Here is a 16,790-nt window from a genome sequence, read left to right on the forward strand (position 1 = left end):
GAGTGCCGGGCCACACGGGAGTTGACGCGTGCGCGCGTCGGAGGGACCTGTCGGCGTCAGATGGAGACGCCGTGCTGGCGCAGGTAGCCGAGCGGGTCGATGTCCGAGCCGTAGCTCGGCGAAGTGCGGATCTCGAAGTGCAGGTGCGGACCGGTGGAGTTGCCGGTCGAGCCGGAGAGGCCGATCTGCTGTCCACCGGTCACGGCCTGGCCGGACGAGACGGCGAGGGAGGAGAGGTGGGCGTACTGGGAGTAGTTGCCGTCGGCGTGCTGGATGACGACCTCGTTGCCGTAGGCGCCGCTCCAGCCGGCCGAGACGACCGTGCCGGCGCCGACGGCGCGGACGGTGGTGCCGGAGGAGGCGATGAAGTCGGCACCGGTGTGGTAGCCGGAGGACCACATGGAGCCGGAGGCGCGGTACGGGGTGGAGACGCCGCCGCTGACCGGGGCGACCCAGCCGGAGGAGGTCGAGGCGCTGGAGGAGCCGGAGGAGGTCGAGGCGGCGGGGGCCGAGGACTCCGTGGTGGCGGGGGCGGCGGGGCGCTCGCTGCCGCGGGAGGCGCGCGGGGTGTCGCCGTTCTTGGCGGAGGACCCGGCGGAGCTCTTCTGGGTGCTCTTCGGGGCGGCGGCCTTCTTGGGCGCGGCGCTCTTCGGGGCGGCGGTGCTCTTGGCGCCGAGCGTGAGCTTCATGCCCGGCAGGATGAGCGAGGGGTCCTCGCCGACGACCTGGCGGTTGTCGGCGTACAGCTTCTGCCAGCCGCCGGTGAGGTCGTGGTCGGCGGCGATCTTCGACAGGTAGTCGCCGGGCACGACGGAGTACGTCTTCGGCGCGGCCTTCGCGGCGGCGGGCGCGGCCTGGACGGCGGCGGGGGCCGCGACCTGGGCGGCGGCGGTGACGGCCTGACCGGGGACGGCGGCCGGGGCGGCGTGGGCCCCGGTGGCACCGAGGAGCGGGAGGGCGACGACGGCGCCTCCCGTACCGGCGGCGGCGATTCCGCGGGTCAGACGGTTGGACGTGATGCGGCGGTGCTTACCCTTCGCGGGCATGGCGAATTCCTCTCCGGCGCCTGCGAGGTGAGCTGTCGGGTTCGGACTGGAGATGCCCGGCCGCGTTCTCACGCGGCTTCACCCCGAGCCGTCCTGCGTCGCGGGACCGGCGTACTTCCGTGGGTCCCCCGCTCCTGCCACGCATGGGATGAGTGGAATTCCGGACGGTGGCAGGATTCGGCGGTCCGACCGGATTGACGGTGACGCTAGACGAGGGGGGTCGGCGCGAACAAGCCGCGGATTTCCACCGGCTTTCCCCGCCCCGGCTTTCGCGCCGAATTCCGGTCACCCTCCGTGGATGACGGTCCTTCGATTTCCCTTTTCCGCACGGCAATTGCTCCTGGCCTTCGGCCACGATCCGTCACCTTTATGACGCTGCTCACGCGCCGGGGCTCATCTCGCCTGTAAACAGGGCGCGTTATACGCAAGGCCTCAATACGGACAGATCGCCCATTCCCGTCCAGGGGGGTGCGCCGTCGCCGCCCCGCCTGGATGATTGCCCCCGGAACCGATCTCACGTCGGGACACCCGAACGTCGACCACCAGGAGCATCCGTGACGCAGCAGCTGCCGCCCGTCGAACTGAACGAACCCGAGCTCGCCGAGGTCCGCAACTTCCGGGACGTGGGCGGCCTGCCGACGACGGACGGGCGCGCCGTGCGGCCCGGACGCCTCTTCCGCAGCGGCCACCTCGCCCACGCGACCGAGACGGACGTCGTCTTCCTCGACTCGCTGGGACTGCACACCGTCTTCGACTTCCGGAACGTGGCCGACCGCAGGATCGAGGGCCCTGACGTCGAGCTGCCCGGCGTGCGGAACGTGAACATACCGCTCAACGATCCGGCCGACGGCAAGGAGTTCTGGAAGCTGGTCCGCGACGGGGACATCGAGCAGCTGCGGGAGATCCTCGGCGACGGCAAGGCCGCCGCCCGGATGTCCGACTCGTACCGGAAGATGGTGATCGAGCGGACCGCTGAGCACAGCCGGATCCTGCACTCCATGGCGGAGGACAGCCTCCCCGCCCTGATGCACTGCGCGGCCGGCAAAGACCGCGCCGGGCTCTCCATAGCGATCACCCTGCTCGCCCTCGGGGTCGAGCGGGAGGCGATCGAGGCGGACTACGTGAAGTCGAACGACCCGCACCGCCGCTACAAGGTGCGCCGCAGCTCCACCGCCCCGGACGCGATGTCGCCCGAGGTGATGGAGCTGCTGAGCCCGCTCTTCGACGCGCGGGTCGAGTACCTGCGGGGCGCCTTCGAGACGATCGAGGCGACCTGGGGCTCGGTGGACACCTACCTCACGGAGGGCCTGAAGCTGGCCCCCGAGACCCTTGAGCGTCTCCGGGAGCGCCTGCTCACCGAGGCGTGAGCGGGCCGCCCGCCGGGCCGGGCGCCCCCACGGCTCCGCCAGGCCCGGCCCCCTCCCCGTCCTACTGGTTCTGCCCGCCCAGCATGAAGAGCAGGTAGAGGAAGCCGGCGAAGAGGTGCCCTGCGACCAGGTAGGCGAACAGCCGGAGCACCAGACCCCTGGGGAACTTGCCCTCCCCGCGCTCCTCACCGGTGACCGGTCGCGACTTGTCGGAGGTCTCGGACATTTCGATCCTTTCGAAGGAATGCGGGGCCACGGGGCTCAGCGCCGGTGCGGGGTGCCGTCGCCGAGGCACAGCTCGGCCGCGGGACTCTGCATCAGGGTGTGCACGAACAGCAGCTCCGCCCCGCCGGGGGTGGCGGCGCCGATCCGGTGCGGGGTGAGCGAGTCGAAGTGCGCGCTGTCGCCGGGGTCGAGGACGTGGACGGTCTCGCCGAGCGCGAGCCGCACCCGGCCCTCCAGGACATGGATCCACTCCTCCCCCGGGTGGACGCGCACGATGTCGGCCCGGGTGGCGTGCGGCACGTGGACCCGCAGGCACTGCAGGGCGCGCCCGGCGCCGCCCACCTGGCGGTAGATCCAGCCGTCGGCCTCGACGGGTTCGGAGCGGCCGGCCCGGACGACGGGGTCGCGCTCGGGGAGCGCCTCGCCGAGCAGCTCGGAGACCGTCGTACCGTAGATGCGGGCGAGGCCGAGCAGCATGGGCAGCGAGGGCTGCCGGTTCCCGGTCTCAAGCCGCGACAGATGGGCGGGCGAGAGGCCGGCCCGCCGGGCCGCGGCCTCCAGGGTGAGTCCCCGCCGCCGGCGCAGGGCCCGCAGCTGCGGGGCGACGTCGGGCAGGTCGGCGGAGGTGGCAGGGTCCGGGGAGGGGTCCCCGGGGACGTGGTCCATGCGTCCATTCCGCCAGCTTCGTGCCTCTGAGGCAAGTTTCTTGCCTCAGAGGCAAAAGCCGTGGAAAAGCCAAGGCTGTCAGCGCTGCGCGACCGCCTGCTTGACCAGTGTCCTCCCGAAGTCCCACATCAGCCCGCCGCCGCCGTGGGCCTCGTCCATGACCGCCGTGAAGGCGGTGACGAACCGGTCCACGTCGGCCTCGTCGATGATCAGCGGCGGGATCAGCTTGATGACCTCCAGATGGTCCCCGGAGACCTGGGTGAGGATGTGGTGCCGCTGGAGCAGCGGCACCACGACCATCTGGGCGAAGAGGCCCTTGCGGGCCGCCTGGAGCATCGTCCAGCGCCCGCGCAGCCCCAGCGAGGACGGCCGGCCGAACTCGATGCCGATCATCAGACCTCGGCCGCGGATCTCGTGAAGGAGTTCGTACCGGGGCACGAGCTCCTTCAGCCGGCCCGAGAGCAGGTCGCCGATCCGGCGGGCGTGCGCGACCGTCCCCTCGTTCTCCATGACCGACAGGACGGCGAGTCCCGCGGTCATGGCCTGGGCGTTCGCGCCGAAGCTCGCCGAGTGGACGAGCACCCGGTCCATCGACGAGTAGACCTTCTTGAAGATCCAGTCCTTGCCGAGGGTGGCGCCGACCGGCACGTACCCGCCGGAGAGCGCCTTGGCGACGCAGACCAGGTCCGGTTCGACCCCCTCCTCGTGCTGGTACGCGTAGAAGTCGCCGGTCCTGCCGAGGCCGGTCTGCACCTCGTCGGCGATCAGCAGCGCCCCGTGCCGGTGCAGCAGCTCCTGGGCGGCGCGCAGGAAGCCCGGCGGGGCCTCGTGGACCCCCTTGCCCTGGATGGGCTCGACGACGAAGGCGGCCACGTCGCCCCCGCGCAGCTCCCGCTCCAGGGCGTCGAGGTCGCCGAGCTCGATCGCCGTGTCGGGCAGCAGCGGGGCGAAGCCGTCCCGGAAGCCCTTCTCGCCGTTGACGGAGAGGGAGCCGGTGGTCAGGCCGTGGAACGCGTGGGAGCAGTAGAGGACCCTGGGCCGCCCGGTGGCGTACCGGGCGAACTTGAGGGCGGTCTCCACGGCCTCCGTGCCGCTGTTGCCGAAGAAGACCCGGTCGAGGTGCGGGCTGTGGGCGAGGAGCCGCTCGGCGAGGAGTCCGGGCAGGGGCTGGCAGTCGAAGCGGGTGAGGTCGGCGAGCTGGGCGTCCAGGACGTCGTGGAGGGCCTTGCGGACGACGGGGTGGTGCCGTCCGAGGCCCATCACGCCGAAGCCGGCGAGCATGTCGAGGTGGTCGACGCCGTCGGCGTCCCAGAAGTGGGCGCCCTCGGCCCGCTCGTACACCTTGTCGAAGCCGATGGTGTGGAGCATGCGCGGCAGCTGGTGGTTGAGGTACTTGGCGTGCAGCTCGTACCGCTCGCCGCCGCGCTCGGCGAGCAGCGCCCGCACGTCGAACCCGCCCTTCACGGGACGCCCGTCCTCACCCTTCATGCGAGGCTCGTCCTCACCCTTCACGAGGCACTCACCCGTTGTTCCCCGAGACGGTCTCCCTGATCGCGCGCAGGGATTCCTTGAGGGAGCCCATGGTGGCGAGGACGGCGGTGGGCTCGTAGCCGCAGTGCGCCATGCAGTTGGCGCAGCGGGGGTCCTTGCCGCGGCCGTACTTGTCCCAGTCGGTGTCCTCGATGAGTTCGCGGTACGTGGGCACGTATCCGTCGCTCATCAGATAGCAGGGGCGCTGCCAGCCGAAGAGCGAGTAGTTCGGAATGGCCCAGGCGGTGCACGGGAAGTCCGCCTTTCCTTCCAGGAAGTCCAGGAAGAGCGGCGAGTGGTTGAGCCGCCAGCGGCGCCGGTTTCCGCCCGCGAAGGCCTTCTTGAACAGTTCGCGGGTCTGTTCGACGCCGAGGAAGTGCTCCTGGTCGGGGGCCTTCTCGTACGCGTACGCGGGCGAGATCATCATCTCGTCGACCTGGAGGTCGTCGTTGAGGTAATTGAGCACCTCGATGATGGTCTGCGGGGTGTCGGTGTTGAAGAAGGTGGAATTGGTGGTGACGCGGAAGCCGCGTCGCTTGGCCTCCTTGATGGCCGCCACCGCCTCGTCGAACACGCCTTCCTTGGCGACGGATTCGTCGTGCCGCTCGCGCAGGCCGTCGATGTGCACGGCGAAGGCGAAGTACGGGGACGGGGTGAAGTCCGCCAGCTTCTTGCGGAGCAGCATGGCGTTGGTGCAGAGGAAGACGTACTTGCGCTTGGCGACCAGCTGGCGCACGATCTCGTCGATCTGAGGGTGCATCAACGGCTCGCCGCCGGCGATGGACACCATGGGGGCGCCGGACTCCAGGACCGCGCCGACCGCCTGGGCGACCGGCATGCGCTGCTTGAGGACACCCGCCGGGTGCTGGATCTTGCCGCAGCCCTCGCACTTGAGGTTGCAGGCGAAGAGCGGTTCGAGCTCGACGATCAGCGGGAACTTCTCCCGCTTGCGGAGCTTCTGTTCGAAGAGGTAGGTCCCGACCCGGATGGACTGACGGAGCGGCATGGCCATAACTCGTTCACCTCCTGGGGAGCAGCAAAGAACGGTGCCATTCGAAGAATGCGGGAAGGACGGCACGAAGGACACGGAAGGCCGATATTCCCCCGCGTACCGTGCCGATCCGCACCAGTTCATGTTCTGGAGCGTCCACGACCACCCGGACGGCCGCAACCGGGCGGGCATCGGGCCCCGTGCCGGCGCCCGAGAGGGCTCCCCGGGCCGTACGCAGGGTCGCCGCGGACTCCATGTCGACGGCGATGGCCCCGGTGGCCCGCAGGGCGGCCCGCTCGGGGCCGCGCACCACGTGGTCGGATCCGGTCAGCGGCCCGGTGTGGACGGCCCGCCCCGGCACCGCCTTGACCAGGGCCTTCACCAGGAGCTCGGTGCCGCTGCAGGGGGTCGTGCCGTCGGGTCCGCGGGTCTCGTCGGCGACGACCAGGTCCCCCGGGTGCATACCGGGGGCGAGCCCCGCGCAGAAGCCGGAGGCGATGACGGCGGCGTCCCGCCACCGCTCCTCGCCGAGCGTCCGGGCGACCGCCCGGCGGGCCCGGTCGGGTCCCATGCCCGTACGGAGCACGGTCACCGCCCCGGGGGCGCCGCCGCGGTCGCCGCTGCGCAGGGCGAGCTGCTCGATGCCGAGCGCGCAGGCGATGAGCAGCGGCGGCGGTGCGGCGGGGTCCGGCTCGCGGCCCATCAGCGCTCCTTGCCGGGCGAGGGTTCCCCGTACACGTAGCGTCCGAGCGCCGTGAGGGGGAAGACCTGCCGGTAGAGGTGGTAGTTGATGGAGAAGTCCCAGGGGAAGCCGGTGCCGGTGAAGTACGGCTCGTCCCAGGAGCCGTCCTCGCGCTGGGTCGCGGCGAGCCAGGCGACGCCCCGCCGCACCGGCTCGGAGTCGCGCTCGCCGGCCGCGAGGAGGGCGATCAGCGCCCAGCCCGTCTGGGAGGCGGTGGAGGTCCCACGCCCGATCCACCCCGGGTCGCTGTAGGAGCGGAGGTCCTCGCCCCAGCCGCCGTCCTCGTTCTGTACGGACCCGAGCCAGCCGACGGCCCGGCGGACGGCCGGATGGGAGACGGGCAGTCCCGCGGCGATCAGCGCGGGCAGCACCGAGCCCGTGCCGTACACGTGGTTGACGCCCCAGCGGCCGAACCAGGCGCCGTTCGGCTCCTGTTCGGCGAGGAGCCACTCGACTCCCCTGCGGGTACGGGGATCCTGGGCGAGGCCCTCGTACGCCAGCATCTCCACCACGTGGGCGGTGACGTCGGCGGAGGGCGGGTCGATCACCTCGCCGAAGTCGCAGAACGGCAGCTTGTTCGGGAAGGAACTGGTGTTGTCGGCGTCGAACGCGCCCCAGGCGCCGCCCCGCGACTGCATGCCGAGCGTCCAGCGGGTGCCGCGGGCGACGGCCGCCTCCACCCGTGCGGGCTCGGGGTGCCGGACCCTGCGCAGGGCGAGCACCACTTCCGCGGTGTCGTCGATGTCGGGATAGTTGTCGTTGTGGAACTCGAACGCCCAGCCTCCCGGCGGGAGTTCGGGCCGCCGTACCGCCCAGTCGCCGGTCCTGGTGATCTCCTCGTCGAGCATCCAGTCGACGGCCTTCACCAGGGCCGGGTGGTCCGGCGGGAGCCCCGCGTCGGCGAGCGCGATCGTGGCGAGGCAGGTGTCCCACACGGGCGACTGGCAGGCCTCGATCATCCGCGAGCCGTCCTCGCGCCACACGGCGAACCGGTCGAGCGACTCGAGACCGGCGCGCATGACGGGGTGCCCGAGGTCGTAGCCGAGGAGGTGGAGGGCGATGACGGAGTAGACGGCGGGGGGCTGGATGCCGCCCCAGCAGCCGTCGTTCTCCTGGCGTTCCACGATCCAGCGCGCGGCGACGTTCATGGCGGTCCTGCGCAGGGCGCGGGGCGCCACCCGGTGATAGGCGTGCAGCGCCTTGTCGAGCCGCTGGAAGATCCCGTCCCAGCCGGTCGCCGGGGCGAGGGGCCGGGGCGGGTTCGGCCGGGCCGGATCGGTGTGCAGCTCGTCGAGCGGGAAGGGCGCGGGGCGGACCGGGCGCTTCGCGGAGACGACAGTGAGCGGCACGATCGTCTGCCGGGCCCAGCAGCCGAAGTCGTAGATGTTGAGCGGGAACCACTTCGGCAGGAAGAGCAGTTCCGGGGGCAGTTCCGGCAGGTCCTCCCAACGCCACCAGCCGAAGAGGGCGAGCCAGATCCTGGTGAAGACCCGTGCGGCGGCGATGCCGCCCCTGGCGCGCACCCAGGCGGCGGCGCGTGCCATGTGCGGGGCCTCGGGCAGGTCTCCGGCGAGTCGCAGGGCCACGTATGCCTCGACGGTGGCGGAGACTTCGCCGGGCCCGCCGTAGAAGGTGGCCCAGGCGCCGTCCTCGCGCTGTTCGCGGCGGATGTGGAGGGCTGCGGCGCGGGTGGTGTCGGCGTCGAGGATGCCCAGGAACTGGCGGAGGAGGAGGTCCTCGGCGTCCATGGTGACGTTGGTCTCCAGGTCGCCCTTCCACCAGCCCTCGGGATCCTGTCGGGCGAGCAGGTGCTCGACGGCCCGTTCCGCGGCGCGCGCGGCGGTCCCGTCGAGGTCCGACGCGGTGGCACCACGTCGGGGCTCGTGCGTCGTGCTGGCCGCGGCTTCCCCGGGGCTCGCGGCCCCGGGGTTCCCGTCGGTCGTCGCTGTCATGGCTTCCCCTTTGGCAGTCGGTGTCTTCTGCTTCTGCGGGTCTGCCGTCGGCCGGCGCCGGAGGGCACCGGCCGGCGACCGCGAACTCATATCAGGGTGATGGTGATCATCTCTTCCGTACGACCACGAAGTCGGCGAGCGCGGTGAGCTGCGCCCGTACGCGGGCGGGCATGTCCACCTCGTCCAAGGCCGCGATCGCGACGGCGTGCTGGCGGCGGGCCTCCTGGGAGGTCCACTCGCGTCCTCCGGCCTCCTCGATGAGGGCCGCCCGGAAGGCGAACTCCTCCTCGGAGAAGCCGTCGAGGTCGTTGGACTTGGCGTCCGCGGCGAGCAGTTCGCCGAGTCGCTCGGAGGCGTCGCCGCCGGCGGCGAGGGCGGCGACGACCGGCAGGGACTTCTTGCGCTGGCGCAGGTCGCTCCAGGTCTGCTTGCCGGTGGCCTCCGGGTCGCCCCAGATGCCGAGCAGGTCGTCCACGGCCTGGAAGGCCAGGCCCAGGTGGTACCCGTACTCCTCCAGCTTGTCGGCGGTGCGGTCGTCGGCGCCGCCGAGCACGGCGCCGATGGAGACGGCGCAGGCGAGCAGGGCGCCCGTCTTGTTGCCCTCCATCTCCAGGCACTCCTCGACGGTGACCCGCTCGCGGTGCTCGTAGGAGATGTCCTGGGCCTGCCCGTCGATGAGCTTCCGGCTGGCGGTGGTGAGCCTGCGGGTCGCGCGGCCCGCCTCGACCGTGCCGAGTTCGAGGAGGATCTCGTTGGCGAGCGCGAACAGGGCGTCGCCGACGAGGATGGCCTGCGCGGGGCCGTGCACCTTCCACACGGTGTCGCGGTGGCGGCGCTGCTCGTCCCCGTCCATCAGGTCGTCGTGCAGCAGCGAGAAGTTGTGGACGAGTTCCACGGCGACGGCGCCGGGGATTCCGACCTCGGGCCCGGCGCCCGCGGCCTCGGCCGACAGCAGGGCGAGCGCGGGGCGGACGGCCTTGCCGCCGTCGCCGTCCGCGGGCCTGCCGTGGGCGTCGATCCAGCCGAAGTGGTAGGCGGCCACGGTGTTCATGGGCGGCGCGAGGCGGTCGACGGCCGCCCGCAGTACGGGGGTGGACAGGGTCCGCCCCCGCTCCAGCAGTGCGGACACGTCCGCGGTGTCGACGGCCGGATTACCCGGCGGCGCTGTCGGCACGGTCTCTCCTCTTGTTCCGGTACTCACACTCATACCGCCTCCTGCAGCGGATGGTCATGGCGGCGGCCGAGGGTGGAGAGCACGGCGCCCGCGGCGCTGAAACCGCTGCGGACGGCACCCTCCATGGTCGCGGGCCAGCCTGTGGCGGTCCAGGCCCCGGCCAGGTACAGCCCCGGGGCACGGGTGCGGGCGCCGGGGCGCAGCCGGCCGACGCCCGGGGTGGGGGCGAACGTCGCCGTCCGCTCCCTGGTGACGAAGAAGTCGCGGATCCCGGCGCCGCGGGCGGCGGGCAGCAGCCGCTCCAGCTCGGGAAGGTACTTCGCGCGCAGGGCGGCGACGGGTTCGTCGATCTCGTCCTGGGCGGCGGACTGGGAGACGGCGAGGTACTGTCCGCCGCCGGTGAGTCCGGAGGAGTCGGTGCGGTCGAAGACCCACTGCACCGGGGAGCCGAGGGTGGTGAAGAAGGGCCGCTTCAGGACCTTGCGGTCGTAGACGACGTGCAGGTTGAGGATGGGGGCGGTCGCGATGTCGAGGAGCCGGTCGGGGTCGTCGAGGGCGCCCTCGGGCAGCAGTCCGTGGGTCTCCTGCTGCGGTACGGCGAGGACGACGGCGTCCGCGGTGAGCGTCTCGCCGGGTACGTCGACGGTCCAACGTCCGTCGTCGGTACGGGAGATCCGGTCGGCCTTGGTGCGGAGCAGGGTGCGGACGCCGAGGGCGTCGAGCTCCTTCGCGGCCCGGGTGTCGTGGAGTTCACCGAGCGGGACGTGGGCCCAACCGATGTCGGCGGCACCGGGCTCGGACAGCAGACCGGTCTTGAAGACCATCGCGGCGAGGCCCATGGAGGCCTGCGGGGCGGGGGCGTTGAGGGTGGGGATGCCGACGAGGTCCCACAGGGCCTCGACGGCGCGCGGGGACTGCCCGTGGCGGCCGAGCCAGGTGGCGAAGTCGACGCCGTCGAGCGCCGGGTCGGCGGGGTCGAGCTTCTTCAGGGCGAGCGCGGCCCGGCCGACGGAGGCACGCTCGGCGAGCGAGAGGTGCGGGTACGTGGCGAGGCTGCGCGCGAGGTGCAGCGGGACGGGGAGGTTGTCGCGGCGGATCCGGCCGAGCCGGGGTCCGCGGGGGTGGCCGACGTCGAGGACGGGCACGTCGAGGCGGTCCTGGACGGGTGCGAGCCGGGCGGCGTCGATCCGGTCGAGGAACCAGCGGTAGGCGGTGCAGCAGCGCAGGTAGACGTGCTGGCCGTTGTCGACCGTGAGGTCGCCACGGCGGAAGGAGAAGGCGAGGCCGCCGAGCCGGGGCCTGCCTTCGAGGAGGGTGACGCCGACTCCGGCCTCGGCGAGCCGGAGCGCGGTGGTGATCCCGGCGAGCCCGCCGCCGACGACGACGGCGTGGGGCTGCCGGGCCTCTCGCTCGGTTCCTTCGTGGGTCACGCGGCCTCCGTTCGGGTCGTCGCGGGCAGGGACGCCGGGGCGGCGTCCGGGGTTGCCCGGCGGGCGGGGGCGTACGGAACGATCATGCACGCCTCCTGACCGTACGGCGGGCGATGTGGCGGGTGTCGAGGCCGGAGAGACCGCGCACCGCGACGTACGCCTTCTCGCGGCCCGGCAGCGAGACCCGGCCGCGCAGCACGGCCCCGGGGTCGCGTTCGATCCGGTCGAGGAGGCGGCGGTAGATGCCGGCCATGGCGGCGACGCAGGCGCCGCTGCGCCGGTCGAGCATGGGCAGCAGCCGGTAGCCCTCGGCGAACAGGGCGCGGGCGCGCCGCACTTCGAAGTGGACGAGGCCGTCGAAGTCGGCGCCGGCGGGCGGGGCCTCGCCGCCGAAGCCCTCGCCGCAGCCGAACTTGGCGAGGTCGTCGGCCGGCAGGTAGGTCCGCCCGTTCTCCGCGTCCTCGCGTACGTCCCTGAGGATGTTGGTGAGTTGGAGCGCGAGGCCCAGGGTGTCGGCGTACTCGGGGGCGCGGTCGGCGCCCTGGGCGCCGGGCGCGGTGCCGAAGACGCCGAGGGAGAGCCGGCCGATCGCCCCGGCGACGCAGCGGCAGTAGACCTTGAGGTCGTCCCAGGTCTCGAAGGTGGCGCCGTGGACGTCCATGAGGACGCCGTCGATGAGTTCGTCGAGGCCGTCGAGCGGGATCGGGAAGCGGCGGGCCGAGTCGGCGAGGGCGACGGCGACGGGGTCGGTGTCGTCCTCCTCGACCTCTCCGGCGCGGATCCGGTCGAGCAGGGCGCGGGTGGCCTCCAGGCGCTCCCGCTTGACCTCGGGCGCGAGCGTGCCGTCGCCGATGTCGTCGACGCGCCGGGAGAAGGCGTACAGGGCGGACATCGCCTGGCGCTTCTCGGCCGGGAGCAGCCGGATCCCGTAGGCGAAGTTGCGCGCCTGCTGTCCGGTGACCGCCTCGCAGTAGCTGTAGGCGGCCTGTACCGGTGCGGACGACTGGGGGTGTCCCTCCACGGTCGCGCTCACCCCTCTCTCCGCGCGCGGAGCAGAACCGCTCCCGCCTGGCGCATCAGGTTCGGCTTGGTGGACTTCGGTGGGCCGGTCAGTACGTCGAATCCGGCGTCGGTGATCGCGTCGAGCGCCGCGAGTCCTCCGGCGGTGAATCCCGCGAGGAGGAGGCGGAGCCGGCCGTGGACGCTGCCGACGAGCGGGCTGCCCGCGTGCAGCAGTGCGCGGGCCCGCTCGGCCTCGAAGGCGATCAGGGCGCGGACGGAGGCGCCGGCGGTGGGCTCGGCCAGGTCGGCCTCGGTGACGTGGAACCGCTTCAGGTCCTCGGCGGGCAGGTAGATCCGGTCGCGTCCGAGGTCCTCGGCGACGTCCTGGAGGTGCTCGACGATCTGCAGGGCGGTGCAGATCTCGTCGGAGCGCCTGATCCGCTCGGGGGTGTCGGTGCCGGTGATCGCGAGGACGAGCCGGCCGACGGGATTGGCGGAGAGTTCGCAGTACGCGAGGAGGTCGTCGTACGTCTCGTAGCGGCCGACCCGCTGGTCCTGGCGGTTGGCGGCGATGAGGCCGAGGAAGGGCTCGGGGGTGAGCCCGCACCGTCGGACGGTCGGCTGGAGGTCCCGCAGCAGGGGGTGGCGCGGGCTGCCGTCGAAGACGCGGCGCAGGTCGGCCTCGAAGGCGTCGAGGAAGGCGAGCCGGTCCTCGGCGGTCTCGGGGTCGAGGCCGAGGTGGATGGCGTCGGCGCCGCCGGGGGCGAGGTCGCCGTCGCCGATGTCGTCGACGAGGCGGGCGAAACCGTAGACGGCCATCAGGTCGTCGCGCCAGGCCCGGGGCAGGAAGAAGGGGGCCACGGGGAAGTTCTCGTCCGCGGCCTTGCCGAGTGTGGCGTGCGAGGAGGCGTCGGGGCGCGCCTGCCTGGTGTCCGTCACAGGTCACTGCCCGCCGGAGGGACGGCGACACCCTCATGGAGCTGGAGATTCTGCGTCATGGCCGTCACGTCTCCCGTTCTACACTGCCGATCCAATCCATCCTATTTCGGACACGCCGCCGACCCCCGCCCATAGGGCTGCCGCCCGGGGGCTCATTGGCCGTGGGGTATCGCCCTACTTGCCGCGAAACAGACCGCTCCAGCTTACGTTGTACGACGTCCGTCGGCGTTCCGGGGTGCCGGGCGGCGGCAACCTCACCCGTACGGGTCATCAACCCGGCGGTGAGACAAGGGAGTTCGACTTGCAGGGAGACTCAGAGGGCGCGCGCGCCCGAGACCACCATGGCGAGGGTCGTCTCGACGACGGCGTTCCTGCGCTGCGCGGGAAGGCGGCGAAGGGGCCCGTCGACCAGCAGGAGTGACAGTCCGTGCACGGCCGACCACGCGGCGGCGCCGGTGGCGGGGCGGGTGCCGGGCCGGGCGGCGCCGGACCGGGCGAGCGTCTCAAGCGCCTCCCTCAGCAGGGTGAAGGCGCGGATCTCGGGCTCGGCCTGCGGCCGCTCCTGCGCCGGTTCGTCCGGGGCGGCGGGGCGGGGGACGCAGAACGCGGCCCGGTAGAGGCCGGGCTGCTCGACGGCGAAGCCGACGTACCCCCGGCAGAGGGCGGCGACCCGGCGCTCGGCCGCCAGGGCGGGGTCGTCGGCGCCCGGCTCGCGGGCGGCGGCCCGCTCCATGGAGTCGGCGAGTTCGCGCCGGGCGTGGGTCCTGACGGTGAGCAGCAGTTCACCGCGTCCGTCGAAGTGCCGGTAGGCGGCGGTGGGCGAGACGCCGACCCGGCGGGCCGCCTCGCGCAGGACGACCCGCTCGGGGCCGCCCTCGGTGGCGAGGGCGACGGCCGCGCAGATCAGCGCGTTGCGCAGATCGCCGTGATGATAGGTGTTTCCCCCCGAGATCGCTGCCATGGGCTCATCCTGCCCGATGTTGACCGCATGAACATTCCAGGTGGCGGAGCGACGCGCGAAAAACGGAAGAGCCCCTACCGGATGATTCCGGCAGGGGCTCCTCGCGGGACCGAACGACAGACCCTATCGAGCGGTCTCGCGCTCGTACGCCTTGAGCACCTCGTCCGTGGGGCCGTCCATCAGGAGCTGCCCCTTCTCCAGCCAGAGCACCCGGTCGCAGGTGTCCCGGATGGACTTGTTGCTGTGGCTCACCAGGAAGACCGTTCCGGCCTCCTTGCGGAGCTCGCGGATGCGCTCCTCGGAGCGGATCTGGAACTTGCGGTCGCCGGTCGCGAGCGCCTCGTCGATGAGGAGGACGTCGTGGTTCTTGGCGGCCGCGATGGCGAAACGGAGCCGGGCGCCCATACCGGAGGAGTACGTGCGCATGGGCAGGCTGATGAAGTCGCCCTTCTCGTTGATGCCCGAGAAGTCGACGATCCCCTCGTAGCGCGAGCGGACCTCCTCGCGGCTCATGCCCATGGCGAGACCGCCCAGGATCACGTTGCGCTCACCGGTGAGGTCGTTCATGAGCGCCGCGTTGACGCCCAGGAGCGAGGGCTGCCCGTCGGTGTAGACCTTGCCGCTCTCGGTGGGGAGCAGACCGGCGACGGCGCGGAGCAGGGTGGACTTGCCGGAGCCGTTGGAGCCGATGAGCCCGATGGCCTCGCCCCGGTAGGCGGTGAAGGTGACGCCGCGGACCGCGTGGACCTTGCGGACGCCCCGGGTGACCTCGGCCTTTCCGCGGCCGACGATCCGGCTGAGCGCCGCCGTGGCGCTGCCCTTGCCGCCGCCGCCGGCGTTGACCCGGTAGACGATGTGGACGTCGTCGCAGATGACGGTGGGAACGTCGGACCGGTCGGTGTTCGTGTTCGTATCAGCCACGGCCGTACCTCTCCTCGGCCTTCCAGAAGTAGACGAAGCCGCCGATGCCGAAGGCCAGCGCCCAGCCGAGCGCGGTCATCCAGACGTGCGCCGGCAGGTTCTCCGCGCCGTAGCCCTCGATGAGGGAGAAGCGGATCAGGTCCATGTAGACGGCCGCCGGGTTGTACATGAGGACGTCGGCGATCCAGGCCGGCTTGTCGGCGAGCATCACCGGGATCGAGAACATCACGCCGGAGGCGTACATCCAGGTGCGCATGACGAACGGCATCAGCTGGGCGAGGTCGGGCGTCTTGGAGCCCATCCTCGCCACGATCATGGCGAGTCCGACGTTGAAGACGAACTGCAGGAACAGCGCCGGGATCAGCAGCAGCCAGCGGAGCGAGGGGTAGCTGCCGAAGGCGATGGCGACCGCCACGAGCACGATCATCGAGAACATCAGCTGCTGGAGCTGCTGCAGGGAGAACGAGATGGGCAGCGTGGCGCGGGGGAAGTGCAGGGCCCGGACGAGGCCCAGGTTGCCCGAGATCGCCCGGACGCCGGCCATGACCGAGCTCTGGGTGAAGGTGAACACGAAGATGCCGGTGACCAGGAAGGGGATGTAGACGCCCTTGGTCATGCCGCGGCCGGCGTCCAGGATGAGCCCGAAGATCAGGTAGTAGACGAGGGCGTTCAGGAGCGGGGTCGCCACCTGCCACACCTGGCCCAGCTTCGCCTGGCTGTACTGGGCGGTCAGCTTCGCAGAGGAGAAGGCCAGGATGAAGTGGCGGCGGCTCCACAGCTCACGGACGTACTCGACGAGGCCGGGCCTGGCGCCGCTGACCGAGAGGCCGTACTTCGCGGCCAGCGCGGCCGGCGTCAGGCCCTCGTCGACGGACGGGGGCGCGCTCGTCGCGACCGCCCCGCCCTGCTGTGTGTCACTCACAAGTCGAAACTTTCGTGTTCAAGATGCGCGGCACGTCGGTACCACGATGTCAGACGACCGGGGGGCGACCCAGCCGGGTCAGCCGCCACACCGTACGCCACCTCATGGGGCGGCGCGGTCCGCAGGGGGTCGTCCAGCCCTCGCGGAATCCGCCGAACCACGCCTTCAGCGCGGGGAGCGAGGGCCGCCGGACCAGGGTGAGCAGAAGCCAGACGCCGAGATAGACCGGCACCAGGGGCGCGGGCAGATTGCGACGTGCCAGCCACACTCGGTTGCGGGCCACGTTGAAGTGGTACGAGGCGTGCCGGGACGGGGCTGTGGTGGGGTGCAACAGCACCATGTCGGAACGGTAGTCGATCATCCAGTCGGCGTCGAGCGCGCGCCAGGCGAGGTCGGTCTCCTCGTGCGCGTAGAAGAACTCGCCCGGCAGGGCGCCCACTTCGGCGAATACCTTGGTGCGCACCGCGTTGGCACCGCCGAGGAAGGTGGTCACCCGGGAGGAGCGCATCGGATCGGAGGCGCGCAGCCTCGGCACGTGCCGGCGCTGGGTGATCCCGGTCTCCGGGTCGGCGATCCGGAAGGTGATGATGCCGAGCCGCGGGTCCGCGGTGAAGGCCTGACGGACCAGTTCGGCGGTGTCCGCGTGGGCGAGCAGTCCGTCGTCGTCGAGGAAGAGCAGGACGTCCACGTCGGTGCCGCCGGGGCCGAAGGCCTCGATGCCGACGTTCCGGCCGGCGGGGATGCCGACGTTCTCCGGGAGGTCCACGGTCCGCACCCAGGCGGGCACCCCGGTGACCGGGGTGCCCTGTCCGACGACGACGACCTCGACGGGGTCGCCCTCCTGCTTGGCGACCGAGTCGATCAGCGCGCGCAGGTCGTCGGGGCGGTTGCCCATCGTGATGACGACGGCTCCCACCTTGAG

General features: G+C 71.9%; 16 protein-coding genes and 1 riboswitch. Of the genes, 1 reads left to right on the plus strand and 15 read right to left on the minus strand.

Annotated elements, in window-relative coordinates:
* Positions 1-56 precede the first annotated feature (56 nt).
* Positions 57-1,046 (minus strand): LysM peptidoglycan-binding domain-containing M23 family metallopeptidase, encoded by a 990-nt coding sequence (locus tag IO20_RS0125245; RefSeq protein WP_030553980.1) that lies wholly within the window; start codon positions 1,044-1,046, stop codon positions 57-59.
* Between the two features lie 4 nt (positions 1,047-1,050).
* Positions 1,051-1,211: riboswitch (cyclic di-AMP (ydaO/yuaA leader) on the minus strand.
* 389 nt (positions 1,212-1,600) lie between these two features.
* On the opposite strand from IO20_RS0125245, the gene IO20_RS0125250 reads away from it, so the two are divergent.
* A complete protein-coding gene (locus IO20_RS0125250) occupies positions 1,601-2,413 on the plus strand; it encodes a tyrosine-protein phosphatase (protein ID WP_030553981.1) in 813 nt (270 codons plus the stop codon).
* Positions 2,414-2,474: 61 nt separating this feature from the next.
* On the opposite strand, the gene IO20_RS40820 is transcribed toward IO20_RS0125250, so the two are convergent.
* The 14 genes from IO20_RS40820 to IO20_RS0125325 all read right to left on the minus strand — a co-directional run bounded on the left by IO20_RS40820 (position 2,475) and on the right by IO20_RS0125325 (position 16,763).
* On the minus strand, positions 2,475-2,639 hold the full coding sequence (locus tag IO20_RS40820; RefSeq protein ID WP_169749542.1) for a DUF6126 family protein: 165 nt from the start codon (positions 2,637-2,639) through the stop codon (positions 2,475-2,477).
* A gap of 35 nt (positions 2,640-2,674) precedes the next feature.
* The gene (locus IO20_RS0125260) at positions 2,675-3,304 is read right to left on the minus strand and encodes a helix-turn-helix domain-containing protein (protein WP_051874655.1); all 630 of its coding nucleotides are present in this window, start codon (positions 3,302-3,304) and stop codon (positions 2,675-2,677) included.
* Between the two features lie 78 nt (positions 3,305-3,382).
* A complete protein-coding gene (locus IO20_RS0125265) occupies positions 3,383-4,792 on the minus strand; it encodes an aspartate aminotransferase family protein (RefSeq protein ID WP_030553985.1) in 1,410 nt (469 codons plus the stop codon).
* Positions 4,793-4,823: 31 nt separating this feature from the next.
* Positions 4,824-5,846 carry an adenosyl-hopene transferase HpnH gene (gene hpnH, locus IO20_RS0125270; RefSeq protein ID WP_030216062.1) on the minus strand — a complete coding sequence of 341 codons (1,023 nt, stop codon included), beginning with the start codon at positions 5,844-5,846 and terminating at the stop codon, positions 4,824-4,826.
* A 7-nt stretch (positions 5,847-5,853) separates the two neighbouring features.
* Positions 5,854-6,528, minus strand: a complete 675-nt coding sequence (locus IO20_RS0125275) for a phosphorylase family protein (RefSeq protein ID WP_030553987.1) — start codon at positions 6,526-6,528, stop codon at positions 5,854-5,856.
* The gene (gene shc / locus IO20_RS0125280) at positions 6,528-8,519 is read right to left on the minus strand and encodes a squalene--hopene cyclase (RefSeq protein ID WP_030553988.1); all 1,992 of its coding nucleotides are present in this window, start codon (positions 8,517-8,519) and stop codon (positions 6,528-6,530) included. The genes IO20_RS0125275 and shc overlap by 1 nt, the downstream gene beginning before the upstream one ends.
* A gap of 106 nt (positions 8,520-8,625) precedes the next feature.
* Positions 8,626-9,726 (minus strand): polyprenyl synthetase family protein, encoded by a 1,101-nt coding sequence (locus IO20_RS0125285; RefSeq protein ID WP_051874656.1) that lies wholly within the window; start codon positions 9,724-9,726, stop codon positions 8,626-8,628.
* Positions 9,723-11,123 (minus strand): hydroxysqualene dehydroxylase HpnE, encoded by a 1,401-nt coding sequence (gene hpnE / locus IO20_RS0125290; protein WP_030553990.1) that lies wholly within the window; start codon positions 11,121-11,123, stop codon positions 9,723-9,725. The genes IO20_RS0125285 and hpnE overlap by 4 nt, the downstream gene beginning before the upstream one ends.
* A gap of 82 nt (positions 11,124-11,205) precedes the next feature.
* The gene (hpnD, locus tag IO20_RS0125300; RefSeq protein WP_030553991.1) at positions 11,206-12,156 is read right to left on the minus strand and encodes a presqualene diphosphate synthase HpnD; all 951 of its coding nucleotides are present in this window, start codon (positions 12,154-12,156) and stop codon (positions 11,206-11,208) included.
* Positions 12,153-13,064 carry a squalene synthase HpnC gene (gene hpnC, locus IO20_RS0125305; protein WP_030553992.1) on the minus strand — a complete coding sequence of 304 codons (912 nt, stop codon included), beginning with the start codon at positions 13,062-13,064 and terminating at the stop codon, positions 12,153-12,155. Before hpnC ends, hpnD begins: the two co-directional genes overlap by 4 nt.
* A 313-nt stretch (positions 13,065-13,377) precedes the next feature.
* Positions 13,378-14,025: a TetR/AcrR family transcriptional regulator gene (locus tag IO20_RS0125310; protein WP_030553993.1), complete on the minus strand. Its 648-nt coding sequence runs from the start codon at positions 14,023-14,025 to the stop codon at positions 13,378-13,380.
* Positions 14,026-14,148: 123 nt separating this feature from the next.
* Positions 14,149-14,946 carry an ABC transporter ATP-binding protein gene (locus IO20_RS0125315; protein WP_030216079.1) on the minus strand — a complete coding sequence of 266 codons (798 nt, stop codon included), beginning with the start codon at positions 14,944-14,946 and terminating at the stop codon, positions 14,149-14,151.
* Positions 14,939-15,868, minus strand: a complete 930-nt coding sequence (locus IO20_RS0125320) for an ABC transporter permease (RefSeq protein WP_030216081.1) — start codon at positions 15,866-15,868, stop codon at positions 14,939-14,941. The genes IO20_RS0125315 and IO20_RS0125320 overlap by 8 nt, the downstream gene beginning before the upstream one ends.
* Before the next feature lie 49 nt (positions 15,869-15,917).
* Positions 15,918-16,763 carry a glycosyltransferase family 2 protein gene (locus IO20_RS0125325; protein ID WP_051874662.1) on the minus strand — a complete coding sequence of 282 codons (846 nt, stop codon included), beginning with the start codon at positions 16,761-16,763 and terminating at the stop codon, positions 15,918-15,920.
* Positions 16,764-16,790 lie beyond the last annotated feature (27 nt).

Source organism: Streptomyces exfoliatus (genome assembly GCF_000725545.1).
Classification (GTDB): domain Bacteria; phylum Actinomycetota; class Actinomycetes; order Streptomycetales; family Streptomycetaceae; genus Streptomyces; species Streptomyces exfoliatus.

Coding starts and splice junctions, on each gene's coding strand:
- shc (WP_030553988.1), bottom strand. CDS start 8,519: ATGACAGCGACGACCGACGGGAACCCCGGGGCCGCGAGCCCCGGGGAA.
- IO20_RS0125325 (WP_051874662.1), bottom strand. CDS start 16,763: ATGGGCAACCGCCCCGACGACCTGCGCGCGCTGATCGACTCGGTCGCC.
- IO20_RS0125265 (WP_030553985.1), bottom strand. CDS start 4,792: ATGAAGGGTGAGGACGGGCGTCCCGTGAAGGGCGGGTTCGACGTGCGG.
- IO20_RS0125285 (WP_051874656.1), bottom strand. CDS start 9,726: ATGAGTGTGAGTACCGGAACAAGAGGAGAGACCGTGCCGACAGCGCCG.
- IO20_RS0125310 (WP_030553993.1), bottom strand. CDS start 14,025: ATGGCAGCGATCTCGGGGGGAAACACCTATCATCACGGCGATCTGCGC.
- IO20_RS0125260 (WP_051874655.1), bottom strand. CDS start 3,304: ATGGACCACGTCCCCGGGGACCCCTCCCCGGACCCTGCCACCTCCGCC.
- hpnH (WP_030216062.1), bottom strand. CDS start 5,846: ATGGCCATGCCGCTCCGTCAGTCCATCCGGGTCGGGACCTACCTCTTC.
- IO20_RS40820 (WP_169749542.1), bottom strand. CDS start 2,639: ATGTCCGAGACCTCCGACAAGTCGCGACCGGTCACCGGTGAGGAGCGC.
- IO20_RS0125245 (WP_030553980.1), bottom strand. CDS start 1,046: ATGCCCGCGAAGGGTAAGCACCGCCGCATCACGTCCAACCGTCTGACC.
- IO20_RS0125275 (WP_030553987.1), bottom strand. CDS start 6,528: ATGGGCCGCGAGCCGGACCCCGCCGCACCGCCGCCGCTGCTCATCGCC.